At 70.2% G+C, this 12,801-nt stretch carries 16 protein-coding genes; 7 read left to right on the forward strand and 9 right to left on the reverse strand.

The genetic code is table 11. The features are described from left to right. Nucleotides 1-17: 17 nt before the first annotated feature. Nucleotides 18-959 (reverse strand): alpha/beta fold hydrolase, encoded by a 942-nt coding sequence (locus tag M3B01_RS09280; RefSeq protein WP_259791503.1) that lies wholly within the window; start codon nt 957-959, stop codon nt 18-20. 111 nt (nt 960-1,070) lie between these two features. Here M3B01_RS09280 and M3B01_RS09285 point away from each other — a divergent pair, with 111 nt between their 5' ends. The 6 genes from M3B01_RS09285 (at nt 1,071) to M3B01_RS09310 (ending at nt 4,832) form a co-directional block, all read left to right on the forward strand. Next, nucleotides 1,071-1,313, forward strand: coding sequence for a type II toxin-antitoxin system Phd/YefM family antitoxin (locus M3B01_RS09285; protein ID WP_193865313.1), 243 nt, complete (start codon nt 1,071-1,073; stop codon nt 1,311-1,313). Next, the gene (locus M3B01_RS09290) at nt 1,313-1,723 is read left to right on the forward strand and encodes a type II toxin-antitoxin system VapC family toxin (RefSeq protein ID WP_193865312.1); all 411 of its coding nucleotides are present in this window, start codon (nt 1,313-1,315) and stop codon (nt 1,721-1,723) included. Before M3B01_RS09285 ends, M3B01_RS09290 begins: the two co-directional genes overlap by 1 nt. Before the next feature lie 12 nt (nt 1,724-1,735). Beyond that, entirely contained in the window at nt 1,736-2,170 is a 435-nt protein-coding gene (locus M3B01_RS09295; protein ID WP_259791506.1) for a phage holin family protein, read from the forward strand. A gap of 78 nt (nt 2,171-2,248) precedes the next feature. Beyond that, on the forward strand, nt 2,249-3,673 hold the full coding sequence (purB, locus tag M3B01_RS09300) for an adenylosuccinate lyase (protein ID WP_259791508.1): 1,425 nt from the start codon (nt 2,249-2,251) through the stop codon (nt 3,671-3,673). Then, on the forward strand, nt 3,673-4,095 hold the full coding sequence (locus M3B01_RS09305; RefSeq protein WP_259791510.1) for a metal-sensitive transcriptional regulator: 423 nt from the start codon (nt 3,673-3,675) through the stop codon (nt 4,093-4,095). The genes purB and M3B01_RS09305 overlap by 1 nt, the downstream gene beginning before the upstream one ends. Next, nucleotides 4,092-4,832 carry a DNA-3-methyladenine glycosylase gene (locus M3B01_RS09310; RefSeq protein ID WP_259791512.1) on the forward strand — a complete coding sequence of 247 codons (741 nt, stop codon included), beginning with the start codon at nt 4,092-4,094 and terminating at the stop codon, nt 4,830-4,832. The genes M3B01_RS09305 and M3B01_RS09310 overlap by 4 nt, the downstream gene beginning before the upstream one ends. Nucleotides 4,833-4,913: 81 nt before the next feature. On the opposite strand, the gene M3B01_RS09315 is transcribed toward M3B01_RS09310, so the two are convergent. Next, nucleotides 4,914-5,270, reverse strand: a complete 357-nt coding sequence (locus M3B01_RS09315) for a VOC family protein (RefSeq protein WP_259791514.1) — start codon at nt 5,268-5,270, stop codon at nt 4,914-4,916. A 41-nt stretch (nt 5,271-5,311) separates the two neighbouring features. Beyond that, the gene (locus tag M3B01_RS09320) at nt 5,312-6,022 is read right to left on the reverse strand and encodes an SDR family oxidoreductase (protein WP_259791516.1); all 711 of its coding nucleotides are present in this window, start codon (nt 6,020-6,022) and stop codon (nt 5,312-5,314) included. A gap of 134 nt (nt 6,023-6,156) precedes the next feature. On the opposite strand from M3B01_RS09320, the gene M3B01_RS09325 reads away from it, so the two are divergent. Continuing rightward, on the forward strand, nt 6,157-6,927 hold the full coding sequence (locus M3B01_RS09325; protein ID WP_259791517.1) for a CPBP family intramembrane glutamic endopeptidase: 771 nt from the start codon (nt 6,157-6,159) through the stop codon (nt 6,925-6,927). A gap of 69 nt (nt 6,928-6,996) precedes the next feature. Here M3B01_RS09325 and M3B01_RS09330 read toward each other — a convergent pair whose 3' ends face one another. From M3B01_RS09330 to pstC, 6 genes are all read right to left on the reverse strand, one after another. After that, a complete protein-coding gene (locus M3B01_RS09330; protein WP_259791519.1) occupies nt 6,997-7,320 on the reverse strand; it encodes a rhodanese-like domain-containing protein in 324 nt (107 codons plus the stop codon). Nucleotides 7,321-7,436: 116 nt separating this feature from the next. Further along, nucleotides 7,437-8,780: an FtsX-like permease family protein gene (locus M3B01_RS09335; RefSeq protein WP_259791521.1), complete on the reverse strand. Its 1,344-nt coding sequence runs from the start codon at nt 8,778-8,780 to the stop codon at nt 7,437-7,439. Further along, nucleotides 8,777-9,601 carry an ABC transporter ATP-binding protein gene (locus M3B01_RS09340; protein ID WP_259791523.1) on the reverse strand — a complete coding sequence of 275 codons (825 nt, stop codon included), beginning with the start codon at nt 9,599-9,601 and terminating at the stop codon, nt 8,777-8,779. Before M3B01_RS09340 ends, M3B01_RS09335 begins: the two co-directional genes overlap by 4 nt. A 175-nt stretch (nt 9,602-9,776) precedes the next feature. Then, on the reverse strand, nt 9,777-10,562 hold the full coding sequence (pstB, locus tag M3B01_RS09345) for a phosphate ABC transporter ATP-binding protein PstB (protein ID WP_259791525.1): 786 nt from the start codon (nt 10,560-10,562) through the stop codon (nt 9,777-9,779). Between the two features lie 29 nt (nt 10,563-10,591). Further along, entirely contained in the window at nt 10,592-11,761 is a 1,170-nt protein-coding gene (gene pstA, locus M3B01_RS09350) for a phosphate ABC transporter permease PstA (protein WP_259791528.1), read from the reverse strand. 7 nt (nt 11,762-11,768) lie between these two features. Continuing rightward, the gene (pstC, locus tag M3B01_RS09355) at nt 11,769-12,779 is read right to left on the reverse strand and encodes a phosphate ABC transporter permease subunit PstC (RefSeq protein ID WP_259791530.1); all 1,011 of its coding nucleotides are present in this window, start codon (nt 12,777-12,779) and stop codon (nt 11,769-11,771) included. Nucleotides 12,780-12,801: the final 22 nt, after the last annotated feature.

Here is a 12,801-nt window from a genome sequence, read left to right on the forward strand (position 1 = left end):
ATGGCAACAGCGGCGTCTCAGGCATCCAGCAGCGCGCGGATCTCGCGCACCACCAGCTGCGGTTCGGTGATCGGCACCATGTGCCCGGAGCGATCCGCCTCCACCACATGCCCGCGCGGGAGGCTTTGCGCGCTGAGCCGGTGCGCCTCGTTCAGCAGTCGCCGCATCCGGTCGTCGAACTGGCTGGTGGAGGTGCCGGAGATGATCGTCACGGGTGCCTCCCCGAGATCCGGCGGCGAGCTGAGCAGGCCCCGCATCTCGCGGGTGAACATGCGGTTCTCGGCGATGGTGGCGCGGGCGGCGGCGAGCGTGGAGGAGGCGCGGGCCGCGGCGTCACGATCGGCCGACGGGAGACCCTCGAGGATGGCGCGGCCCAGCGGCTGCAGCAGCCCGGTGAGGGCCAGGGGCATGTACAGCAGGTCCTGCAGCACCCCGCTGGCACGAGTGGATCGGGCGAAGTAGAGGTCGCAGTTCTCGTCGGCGGGGTCCACCAGCACCACGCCGGCGGGTGGGGCGCCTCGGGCGGCGAGGCGGGCGGCGAGGGTGCGCACGATCGGCCCGCCCCAGGAGTGCCCCACCAGCAGCAGGCGGTCGTGCGGGACGACATGGACCACGGTCTCGAGGTCATCGGCCAGGCGCTGCAGGGTGCGCGGGGCCGGATCCGGATCGCTGCGCCCGTGGCCGGCCCGGTCGTAGGCCAGGACCAGGGCCTCCGTGGATGCGGCGAGAGCCCGTTGCACGGGTCCCCAGAACCGCCCGCTCACGCCCAGTCCCGATTCCAGCACCACCAGGGTGCGGAGCGAGGCCGACCCGGATGGGACGGCATGAGTCTTGGCCGCCGCCTGGGTCGGCTCCCCGGTCGACGTCACACCCGCCCCGGTTCGACGCAGGCCGTATATGTGCAGGGCGCGGCCGTCCGGGGTGCGGACGATCGTGGACAGCCGAGCAGTCGAACTCATGCATGCACGGTATGCGCCGAGGCCCTCCGTTCCCAGAGGGCCGCACCCCTTGCGGGAGCTCGGCACGGGCGAAACAATGTAGGTACGTAACTACATCACGGGGAGGGCACTATGACAACTGTGACGTCTCGCCAGTTCAACCAGGACGTGAGCGCCGCCAAGCGCGCCGCTGCGCACGGGCCGGTCGTCATCACCGATCGCAGTGAACCGGCGTTCGTCCTCCTCACCTTCGAGGAGTACAGGCGCCTCACGCAGGGCGGCATGGACGATCTCCTCAACCGGCTCAGGATGAGCGAGGACGTGGATGTCGAGTTCACCCCTGCACGGATCGACACGAAGGTGCCGGAGTTCTGATGCATCTCCTGGACACGAACGTCATCAGTGAGATCCGGAAGCCCTCTGCTGATACGAACGTGGTGGCATGGTTCCGGGAGCAGGAGCCCACCGCACTGTTCCTGAGCGCCATCACCATGTTCGAGCTGGATCTGGGAGTGCGCAGGCTCGAGCGCCGCGATCCCTTGCAGGGCGCTGCCCTGCGCAGATGGCTGGACGGCGCTGTCCGACAGTCCTTCCACGGCCGAGTGCTCGCGGTCGACGAACTGGTGGCACGGCGTGCCGCAGCACTGCAGGTGCCTGACCCGCGCCCTGACCGGGACTGCTTCATCGCGGCGACCGCCCTCGCTCACGGCTTGCGCGTGGTGACCCGGAACACCCGGGACTTCCAGCATCTGGAGGTCGAGCTGGTCAACCCCTGGGATGCCTGACCGCCTCGGGACATGCACTCCACCGAGCTCACCTGGGACACTGGTCCCATGCGCTTCCTAGGACAACTCATCGTCACAGCCCTCGCCCTGTGGGTGACCGCGCTGATCCTGCCGGGCATGCACCTGGGCGACGGCAGCGCCCCGCTGCTCACCCAGGTGCTCACCATCGGCGCGATCGCCCTGATCCTCGCCCTGGTGACCACGATCGTGCGGCCCATCCTCTCGCTTCTGGCCCTGCCGATCACCTGCCTCACCCTGGGCCTGTTCCAACTCGTCATCAACACCCTGATGCTGCTGCTGACCAGCTGGATCTCGGCCCAGTTCGGGCTGACCCTGCAGTTCGACTCCTTCTGGTGGGCGCTGCTGGCCGGCATCGTGATCGGCGTGCTCTCGGCGATCGTGGAGGCCGTGACCGGGCTGGGTGACGGCGAGCGCCGCGAGGCCTGAGCAGCGAGCTGGACCCGGTCGCTCGGGGGTGCGGACCTCCCGGCCGGCCGGGCCCGAGGTGATGGGACAATGGTCCCCATGGCCCACTCCTTCGCCGACATCACTCCGCCGATCGCGCTGACCCCGCTGGACGGGCGCTACCGCGCACAGGCCGCGCCCCTGGTCGATCACCTCTCCGAGGCGGCCCTGAACCGCTCCCGCCTGGTGGTGGAGACCGAGTGGATGATCCACCTGCTCGACGCCGGCGCTATCCCCGGCCTGCGCACACTCACCGAGGACGAGATCGCGCTGCTGCGCGCCATCCCTGAGGACTTCGGCGCCGAGGGCATCGCCGAGCATGCGGAGATCGAGAAGGAGACGGTCCACGACGTCAAGGCGATCGAGTACTACATCAAGCGTCGCCTGGCCGGCACCTCCCTGGAGCCGCTCGCGGAGGTGGTGCACATCTTCTGCACCAGCGAGGACGTCAACAACCTCTCCTACGCGCTGATGATCAAGGGCGCGATCGAGCGGGTGTGGCTGCCGGCCCTGCGCGAGGTGATCGACGACCTCTCCGCCCTGGCCCGCGAGACCGCCCAGGTGCCGATGCTCTCGCGCACCCACGGCCAGCCCGCGACCCCCACCACCCTGGGCAAGGAGATGGCGGTGTTCGCCCACCGCCTGGCGCGGCAGGTGCGCCGCATCGAGGCCGATGAGTACCTGGGCAAGATCAACGGCGCCACCGGCACGTACGCCGCCCATGCGATCTCCGTGCCGGGCACGGACTGGCAGCAGGTCTCCCGCAGCTTCGTGGAGCACCTGGGGCTCACCTGGAACCCGCTGACCACGCAGATCGAGTCCCACGACTGGCAGGCCGAGGTGTACGCGGACGTGGCCCGCGCCGGCCGGATCCTGCACAACCTGGCCACCGACATCTGGACCTACATCTCCCTGGGGTACTTCCGCCAACGGCTCTCCGCCCAGGGTGGCACCGGGTCCTCCACCATGCCGCACAAGGTGAACCCGATCCGCTTCGAGAACGCGGAGGCGAACCTGGAGATCTCCGGGGCGCTGCTGGACTCTCTGTCCCAGACCCTGGTCACCTCGCGTCTGCAGCGTGACCTCACCGACTCCACCACCCAGCGCAACATCGGCCCGGCGCTCGGGCACTCCCTGCTGGCGATCTCCAACATCCGTCGGGGGCTGGCCGGCCTGGATGTCGACGGGCAGGCCATGGCCGCCGATCTCGAGGGCAACTGGGAGGTGCTGGGCGAGGCCGTGCAGTCGGTGATGCGCACCCTGGGGGTGCAGGGTGTGGACGGCATGGACAGCCCCTATGAGCGGCTCAAGGAGCTCACCCGCGGGCAGCGGGTGGACGGCGCGGCGATGCGCGAGTTCATCGAGGGGCTCGGACTGCCGGAGGCGGAGCGGGAGCGGCTGCTGGAGCTGACCCCGCACACCTACGTCGGCTACGCGGCCCGCCTGGTGGACCACCTCGAGCAGGCCGAGGGGGAGGACAGCTGATGAACGACGACATTCCGCCCGTGGCTCCCATCGAACCCGCGGGCTCGTCCAGTCCGGTGGCTCCTGTCGGAAGCCCCGGTGCCGCCGGCTGCTGCGGTGGCTCGAACCATGCTCCAGAGTCCGACCACGGCCGGCACGGCGACCCCGGCTACCAGGGATCCAAGTCCGCCTACCTGCGCCGGCTGAAGCTGATCGAGGGCCAGGTGCGGGGCGTGCACCGCATGGTGGAGGACGATGCCTACTGCATCGACGTGCTCACGCAGGTCTCCGCCGTCACCAAGGCCCTGCAGTCCGTCGCGGTGGGGCTGGTCGACGACCACGTGCACCACTGCGTGCACGCTGCAGCGCAGTCCGGGGACTCCGCGGAGCTGGACCGCAAGATGGAGGAGATCATGCAGGCCGTGAAGCGGCTGATGAAGTGACCTCGCCTGAATACGAGACAGCCGGCTCCCACGCGGCCGATGCAGGAGCACCGCCGGGCCTGCCCGGCCACCGTCCGCTCCCCCGCTCCTTCTTCGACCGGCCCGCCCTGGAGCTGGCGCCCCTGCTGCTGGGCTGCGTGCTCGTCGGCCGCGGCGTGGCGCTGCGCATCACGGAGGTGGAGGCGTACGTGGGCGCGCAGGACCCCGGCTCCCACGCGTACCGGGGCCGCACCGCGCGCAACGCCACCATGTTCGGGCCGCCCGGCCACCTGTACGTGTACCGGCACATGGGCCTGCACTCCTGCATGAACATCGTGGCCGACGCCGAGGGCACCGCCACCGGGTGCCTGATCCGGGCCGGTGAGGTGATCGCCGGCCAGGAGATCGCCCTCGAGCGCCGACGTGCCTCCGGGGTGTGCCGCAGCGAGCGGGACCTGGCGCGGGGACCGGGCCGCGCCACCGTTGCCTGCGGCGTGACCTTCGTCGATGACGGCCTGGACCTGTGCAGCGGCGGCGAGTTCCACCTGACGGGCCGTGCGGATCCGCGGGATCAGGTCGATGAGGAGCACGCTGGCGTCGGCCGCTCCGGTCAGGAACCTTTCATGCCGCATCCGCGGCTCGCCGTCGGCCCGCGCATCGGGCTGCGCGAGGAGGCCTCCCATCCCGAGCGCTTCCCGTGGCGGTACCGCATCGCCGGGGACCCGACCGTCTCCGGGCCGGGGGCGCTGAACCGCTGAGAGCAGTCCGCCCCGTGCGCTGCGGGGCGCGCCCGGCTGCGACGAGGACCTGCGCGGATGCTGGCCCGGCTGCGGGTGCGCTCAGCCGATCGGCCGGGAGAAGTCGAACACCAGGCCGGGGGCGGCATCGACGGCGACGCAGGCGGACCGCTCCCCGAAGTCCATGTCCTGCGGTTCGCGCACGGCCACCGCGCCGCGCTCCACGGCCTGGTCGAAGGCGGCATCGACATCGTCGGCCGACAGGTGCAGCACCAGGTGGCCGGTGACGCTCTCCCCTGGTGCCGGGGCGTTGATCCACAGGGGGATGCCCGTGGGGAGGGCGAGCGAGGCGAAGGTGCCGAAGTCGCTGTCGACCGTCCATCCGAAGGTGCGGTGCAGGGCCTGCGCCGCTGCGGAGGGGTCCTCGAGGATCACGGTCACGACACGGATTGCTGACATGGTCGCTCCTTCGTTCACGACGTCCGAATCGGAGGGCATGCTCAGCGGGGCCGCACGGACAGGGAGTCGATCGCGGCGTCGGCCGGCAGGCGCAGGGCCAGTCCCACGGTCGCGGCGACCGTCTGGGGCCGCATGTAGTCCTCCTCCTGGTACTCGCCGCCCTCGAAGCTGCGCAGCTCTCGCTGCATGTCGGTGGCGGTGCGCCCGGGGTGCACGGAGGAGACCCGCACCCCGTGCTCCTTCTCCTCGGCGCGCAGGGCGTCCGTGAGGGCCCGCAGCGCGAACTTGGAGGCGCTGTAGGCCCCGCCGGCCGCGCCCGAGGTGTACCCGGAGCCGGAGTTGATGGTGACGACGGTGCCGCGGGCGGTGCGCAGGGCGGGCAGCAGCCCTCGGGTGAGCTCGGCGACCGCGGTGACGTTCAGGGCGAAGGAGCGGGTCCAGTCCTCGGCGGTGAGCTCCTCGACGGTGCCACTGACCAGGATCCCGGCGGAGTGGACCACGCCGTCCAGGCCATGGGGCAGCTCCAGTGCGCCCACCGCATCGGCCAGGGAGGCCGGGTCGGAGAGGTCCGCGACGAAGGGCTCGGCCGAGGGGAGCTCGGAGACCAGGCTCTCGAGCGCGTCCCGGTCGCGGCCGCCGAGGATCAGGTGATGATCTACGGCGAGCTCGTGGGCGATGGCGCGGCCGATGCCGCGGGAAGCACCGGTGATCAGGACGACGGGACGGTTCTCGGAGGGAGCATCGGTGGTCATCCCTCGAGTGTGGCACGGTCACGGGTGGGTGCGGCGCGGTCACGGGTGGGTGCGGCACGGTCACGGGTGGGTGCGGCGCGGTCACGGGTGGGTGCGGCACGGTCACTCCTGCCGGCCGGTGGGAGGATGGGGCCGTGCAGCCCGCCACCTCCTCTTCTGCCCCGTCCCGGATCCAGCTGCTGCTGGGCCTGGAGATCCTGGTGGTGCTGGCGCTGTCCCTGGGGCGCTCGGCGTTCTACTCGATCATGGCGCTGATCGACGCGTTCACGCGGGGGCCGCTCAGTGAGCAGAGCACTGCGCTGAACCGGTCCGCCTCCGAGCGGCCCTGGTTCGATCTGGTGTACCAGCTGGCCGGCGTGGCCTTCACCCTTGCCCCCGTGGCCCTGGTCCTGCTGCTGCTGACGGTGACCGGCACCCGGGCCGTCCAGGCGCTCGGCATGGATGCGCGGCGCCCTGTGCGGGACGCGCTGTGGGGCGTCGCACTGATGGCCTGCATCGGGCTTCCGGGCCTGGCGATCTACTACCTGGGCCGGGCCCTGGGGGCCACCCTCGAGGTGATCCCCGCCGCCCTGGACCAGCACTGGTGGACGGTGCCGGTGCTGATCCTCCACGCGCTGAAGAACGCGCTGGTGGAGGAGGTGATCGTGGCCGGGTACCTGGTGCTGCGGCTGGAGCAGATGGGCTGGCACCCGGTGGCGATCACCGCCACCTCGGCGCTGCTGCGCGGCGCATACCACCTGTATCAGGGGATCGGGCCGGGACTGGCCAACATGCTGATGGGGGTGGTGTTCGCCGAGTGGTTCCGGCGCACGCGCCGCACCACGCCGCTGATCATCGCCCACACCCTGCTGGACGTGGTGGCGTTCGTCGGCTACGCGATGCTGCGCGACGTGATCAGCACCTGAGGGCCGAACCCGGAGCGAGCCTCGGCTGTCAGCACACGTGGCCCGCGGCCGTGCATCGAGCCGCGAGGTTCAGAGCACGTACGGCTCTGCATCCCCATCGGACTCCATGGGCAGGCCGGACTCGAACCACTGGTCCATGCCGCCGCGCACGTTGATGGCGTCGTAGCCGTTGCCGTTGAGCCACTGGGTGACCTGGACACTGCGACCGCCGGAGCGGCACACGATGTACAGGTCGCCGTCCTCGGGCAGCTCCCCGAGCTTCTCCAGCAGGGAGCTCGCCGGCAGGTGCTGGGCACCGGGTGCATGCCCGGCATCCCATTCGGCCTGCTCGCGCACGTCGATCAGCTGGGCGCCCTCCGGCACCTCGGTCGGGGCGACGGTCTCGAATTCCATGACGTCCACCCTACGCGCCGCACCCACCAGCCATGAGACCCTCCTGGCACGGTGCAGGATGCCGCGGTCGTGGCCCCGGGTCCCGCATCGACGCGGTCATGGCATGGGCCCCGGTGTCAGGCGGCGCGCAGTGCCGCTCGCCGCACCAGGGGCGCCGAGACCACCACGGCGGCGATCACCATGGCGTAGGCCCCGATCACCCCGAGGAAGTACAGCCCTGCGGTGCGCACATCGGCCGCTCCCCCGCCGAACACGGTCAGCAGCACCAGGCCGGCGGTGAAGGTGGCCACCACGGAGCTCAGCAGCACCGGCAGTGTGATCTCCGCGAGGCGGGCGCGGTGCAGCTGGGACACCTCGGCACCGGCGATGTGCTGGGCCCGGATCCGCGGGGCGTGGTCGATCACCCGGGCGGTGTGCGCCACGCCCGTGGTGACCGCAGCGAGCACGGCAGCGATCCCGAGGGTCAGCAGACCGCCGGTGTGCAGGGCGGTGGCCAGCATCTGGTCCTCGGGCGTGGAGGGCTCGATGGTGGCGATGATGGTGAGGAACCCGGCGATGACCATCGCGAAGGTGATCCCGGAGACTGCCCTCCACCCGGCGCGGGGGTCTGCGGCCAGACGGCGCGCGCCCACCAGCAGGGCCGGGGTGGGGGCGAGGGCCGCCGTGATCCGGGCGGTGATCCACACCAGGAACGGGCCGACGACGTTCATGCCGGCCACGATGAGGGCCACGAAGCCGATGGCGATCAGCATGCCGAGCACCGAGCCGTCGGCGTCCATCATCGGCATGATCTGCATGAAGGCCACGAAGCCGACGATCACCACCGCCCAGATCAGCAGGCGCAGCACGGACATCCGCACCGTGCGGGTCTCACGAGCCACCCCCAGGGGGCTCAGCACCACCCCGGCCAGGGACACCGCGGCCGAGGCCGCCGCCAGCAGCACCACACCGGTGATCAGCAGCGGATAGGCCCACCAGGGCAACAGCAGCTCCCCCACGGTGAAGGGGGTGATCCCGAAGTCCAGCGCGGTCAGCGGGGGTGCCACCAGCATGTGCAGCACCACACCGGCCGCAGCACCCAGCAGGGCCTGGGCGGCCACGTCGAGGACGGCGATGCCCCCTACCTGGGCGGTGGTGCCTCCGACCAGGCGCATGGCGGCGAGGTCGCGCTCGCGCCGGGCCAGGGAGAGCCGGGCGGCGGATCCGCCCAGAGCGATGGCGCTGGGCACCAGCAGCACGGAGGCGAACACGGCGCACAGCATCAGCAGCGGCATCAGTTCGGCTTCACCGGTCAGAGGGCCGCTGGTGTCGGCGGGGATGCGGCGGGCGAAGGCCGCGGCGCCCCCGATCACGGTGGCGATGATGGCGGTGGCCGCGGTGAAGGCGATCACCGGCAGGGCGTCGGCAAGGGCGCCGCGACGGCGCAGCAGCAAGGGCGCTGCGAAGACCAGGGCGGTCATCGCACACCTCCGACCCCGTCGGCCGGGCGGTGGAACTCGCGCTCGATGCGGCCGTCGCGCATGGCGACGGTGCGGAGGCAGGCCGTGGCCACCGAGGCGTCGTGGGTGACCATCACCAGGCTCGCCCCGGTGTCGTGGCAGGCCTGCACCAGCACCTGCAGCACGGCCTTTCCGGTGGTCTGGTCCAGGGCGCCGGTGGGCTCGTCGGCGAACACCACCGAGGGGCGGCCGGCCAGTGCCCGGGCGATCGCCACGCGCTGGGCCTGACCGCCGGAGAGCTGGCCCGGCCTGCGGTCGTGCATGCCCTGCAGGCCCAGGCGGTCCAGCCAGCTGCGGGCCTCGGTGGCAGCGGCACCGCGGTGGATGCCGCCCAGCATGCGCGGGAGCATCACGTTCTCGGCGGCGGTGAGCTCGGGCAGCAGCTGCCCGTCCTGGAACACGAAGCCGAAGGCGCTGCGGCGCAGGCGCGTACGGCGGCGATCGCTCAGGGAGGCCAGGTCGGTGCCGTCGTGCAGGACGGTGCCGGAGGTGGGGCGGAGGATCCCGGCGAGGGTGTGCAGCAGCGTGGTCTTGCCGCAGCCGGAGGGTCCCATCACCGCGATCGAGTCGGCACGGGCGATGTCGAGGTCCACGCCGTCCAGGGCGACGGTGCCGGCGCCGCCCTCGCCGTAGCTCTTGACCAGGCCACGAGCACTGAGCACGGGAACCGGGCGCGGATCGGCGAGCGGAGCGGGGGCGCCGTGGTGCACGGCTGCGGAGGTGGCTGCGGGCGTGGGACCGGTGGACCCAGAAGGAAAGGCGGTCAGTGATGCTGTGTTCATGGAACCCAGCCTGGCTGGGCTCCCCCCAGGCACGCGTCGGCCCCGGGGGCCATTTCCCGGGGCCGATGTCAGACCGTGGTCGCAGGCCGTCGTCGGACCGCTGAACGAACCATCCGGGTGTCAGGCCCTGTTCGTCTGGCTGATCTCCTACCGCTCGTCCCTCGCAGTACGTCGATCAGCCGAAGCGACCGGAGATGTAGTCCTCAGTCTGCTTGTGCGCCGGGTTGGTGAACATCTTCTCGGTGTCATCGATCTCGATCAGGTGGCCCGGCTTGCCGGTGCCGGCGATGTTGAAGAAGCCGGTGCGGTCCGAGACGCGGGAGGCCTGCTGCATGTTGTGGGTGACGATCACGATCGTGTAGTCCTGCTTCATCTCGTGGATGAGATCCTCGATAGCGAGGGTGGAGATCGGATCGAGGGCCGAGCACGGCTCGTCCATCAGCACCACCTCGGGCTTGACCGCGATGGTGCGGGCGATGCACAGACGCTGCTGCTGACCGCCGGACAGGCCCAGGCCCGGCTTGTCCAGACGGTCCTTGACCTCCTCCCACAGGTTCGCGCCGCGCAGTGAGCTCTCCAGCAGTTCGTCGGCGTCCTTCTTCGGGAGGCGGCGGCTGTTGAGCTTCACTCCGGCCAGCACGTTGTCCCGGATCGACATGGTGGGGAACGGGTTGGGCTTCTGGAACACCATGCCCACGCGCCGGCGCACGTTCACCGGGTCTACGCGGGGGTCGTAGATGTTCTCACCGTCGATCTGCACCCGGCCCTTCGCGTATGCACCGGGGATCACCTCGTGCATGCGGTTCAGGGTGCGCAGGAAGGTGGACTTGCCGCAGCCCGAGGGGCCGATCAGGGCAGTCACCGAACGCGGCATGATCTGGACGTTGACGTCCTCCACGGCCAGGAAGTCGCCGTAGTAGATGTTGAGGTCCTCGACGGTGATGGGCAGAGGTGCGGCCATCGCAGTTCCTTTCGCTGGAGGGCGTCAGCTCAGCGGCTGATCTTCGGAGAGAAGTAGTGGCTGACCAGACGCGCGATGATGTTCAGCACCATCACGATGATGATCAGGGTGAGGGCCGCCGCCCAGGCACGGTCGATGTTCGTGGTGACCGAGCATGCGTACACCTCCTGATTGACCGGGTTGGTGACGGTGTCATTCATGCAATTGGCGCTGCCGTTGCGGTACTGCTGGTTGATGTACGTGGGCAGCGTGGCCATGCGACCGTCGAACATGCTCCAGTTGATGGAGGTCACCATGCCCACCGTGAGTAGCAGGGGCGCGGTCTCGCCGATCACCCGGGCGATCGCCAGGGTGATGCCGGTGGTCAGGCCGGCCACCGCGGTGCGCAGCACCACGCGCACGATGGTCAGCCACTTCGGCACGCCCAGGGCATACGCGGCCTCGCGCAGGTCCATCGGCACCAGGCGCAGCATCTCCTCGCTGGAGCGCACCACGGTGGGGATCATCAGCAGCGACAGGGCCACCGAACCCATGATGCCCATGCGCACGCCCTGCTGGCCGTCCGGGAGGAACGCCAAGAACAGCGACAGGCCGAACAGGCCGGCCACGATCGAGGGGATGCCGGTCATCACGTCCACCAGGAAGGTGACGCCCTTGCCCAGCACCCGGCGCCAGCCCTGATCGGCGTACTCCACCAGGAAGATCGCGGTGAACAGGCCGATCGGGATGGAGATGACCGAGGCCCACAGCGTGATCAGCAGGGTGCCGATGGTCGCGTGCAGCACGCCACCCGCGTCCGCTCCGCCGATGATGCCGGACATGTCAGTGGTCCAGAAGGCGAAGGGCGTGGGAGAGGCTGCGATGACGCGGGCACCACCGCGGGAGATCACCTCCCACAGCAGCGAGACCAGGGGGAACATCGCCAGCGCGAACGCGCCGATGACGATCAGCATCATCAGGCGGTCCATCGCCCAGCGGCGGCCCTCGCGCACCAGCGAGTACAGGTAGCCCATCACGAGGTGCAGGATGAACCCCAGGATCAGCATCGAGGCGATCGAGAAGGCGTCCAGCGCCAGCAGGAGCACGGCTGCGATGGCCGCGCCGATCAGACCGGTGAAGACCAGGTGGTACCACGGCAGGCGGCGCTCCCCGCTGGAGCGCATCATCGTCGGGGTCTCGTTGTCGATGGCGGTGCTCATGGTGACCTCAGCTCTTCGGGCCGCTGCGGGCGACGATGGCACGGGCGATGGCGTTGATGATGAACGTCAGGACGAACAGCACCAGGCCCGTGAAGATCAGCAGGGACATGTCGACCCCGGAGGCCTCGGCCTGGCGCGAGGCGATGTTGGCGGCGATCGACTGGTGCCGTCCCACCTCGAGGATGTGCCAGGAGAACGTGGCGCCGGGGGCCAGGATCATCAGCACCGCCATGGTCTCGCCGAGCGCGCGGCCCAGGCCCAGCATGGAGGCGGCGACCACGCCGCTGCGCCCGAAGGGCAGCACGACCGTCTTGATGACCTCCCATTTGGTGGCGCCGAGGGCCAGGGCGGCCTCCTCGGTCAGGCGGGGGGTCTGCAGGAACACCTCGCGGGCAATCGCGGTGATGATCGGCAGCACCATGACGGCGAGCACCACGGATGCCGAGGCCAGGTTGCGCATGGGGGCAGTGGGATCGCCAGCGAACAGGGCGACGATCGGTTCCCCGCCCACCCACGGCAGGAAACCCGGCCAGCGCGGCCAGGTGCCGAAGGTGCTGTTGAGGAACATGTACAGCGGCTCGAGCCTGGGCACCAGCCAGATGCCGCCCCACAGGCCGTAGACCACCGAGGGCACGGCCGCCAGCAGGTCGATCATGTAGCCCAGGCCCTGGGCCATCTTGCGCGGCGCGTAGTGGGAGATGAACAGCGCGATCAGCATCGAGATCGGGATCGCCATGATCAGCGCGATCACAGCGGCCAGCACGGTGCCGAACACGTAGGGCGCCGTGTACTCGATCAGGGAGAACTCGGCGGTCCCCTCGAACTCCTGGCTGGCCCGGATGGCGGGCCACGCCTCGAGGGTCAGGAAGATCGCCACGGCGGCCAGGGTGAGGAAGATCAGCAGGCCGGAGCCGATGGAGAGATTGGAGAACACGCTGTCGCCGAACCGACGACCGCTGCGCTTCATGGAGCCGGTGGGCGCTTCCGCAGCTTCGGGCGTGACGTCAGTGGTGCTCACAGTGACCTTCCTCGGAAATCAT

This window comes from Brachybacterium sp. p3-SID957, from assembly GCF_025144775.1.
Taxonomy (GTDB): Bacteria; Actinomycetota; Actinomycetes; order Actinomycetales; family Dermabacteraceae; genus Brachybacterium; species Brachybacterium epidermidis.

Coding starts and splice junctions, on each gene's coding strand:
- M3B01_RS09280 (WP_259791503.1), bottom strand. CDS start 959: ATGAGTTCGACTGCTCGGCTGTCCACGATCGTCCGCACCCCGGACGGC.
- M3B01_RS09285 (WP_193865313.1), top strand. CDS start 1,071: ATGACAACTGTGACGTCTCGCCAGTTCAACCAGGACGTGAGCGCCGCC.
- M3B01_RS09290 (WP_193865312.1), top strand. CDS start 1,313: ATGCATCTCCTGGACACGAACGTCATCAGTGAGATCCGGAAGCCCTCT.
- M3B01_RS09295 (WP_259791506.1), top strand. CDS start 1,736: ATGCACTCCACCGAGCTCACCTGGGACACTGGTCCCATGCGCTTCCTA.
- purB (WP_259791508.1), top strand. CDS start 2,249: ATGGCCCACTCCTTCGCCGACATCACTCCGCCGATCGCGCTGACCCCG.
- M3B01_RS09305 (WP_259791510.1), top strand. CDS start 3,673: ATGAACGACGACATTCCGCCCGTGGCTCCCATCGAACCCGCGGGCTCG.
- M3B01_RS09315 (WP_259791514.1), bottom strand. CDS start 5,270: ATGTCAGCAATCCGTGTCGTGACCGTGATCCTCGAGGACCCCTCCGCA.
- M3B01_RS09320 (WP_259791516.1), bottom strand. CDS start 6,022: ATGACCACCGATGCTCCCTCCGAGAACCGTCCCGTCGTCCTGATCACC.
- M3B01_RS09330 (WP_259791519.1), bottom strand. CDS start 7,320: ATGGAATTCGAGACCGTCGCCCCGACCGAGGTGCCGGAGGGCGCCCAG.
- M3B01_RS09335 (WP_259791521.1), bottom strand. CDS start 8,780: ATGACCGCCCTGGTCTTCGCAGCGCCCTTGCTGCTGCGCCGTCGCGGC.
- M3B01_RS09340 (WP_259791523.1), bottom strand. CDS start 9,601: ATGAACACAGCATCACTGACCGCCTTTCCTTCTGGGTCCACCGGTCCC.
- pstB (WP_259791525.1), bottom strand. CDS start 10,562: ATGGCCGCACCTCTGCCCATCACCGTCGAGGACCTCAACATCTACTAC.
- pstA (WP_259791528.1), bottom strand. CDS start 11,761: ATGAGCACCGCCATCGACAACGAGACCCCGACGATGATGCGCTCCAGC.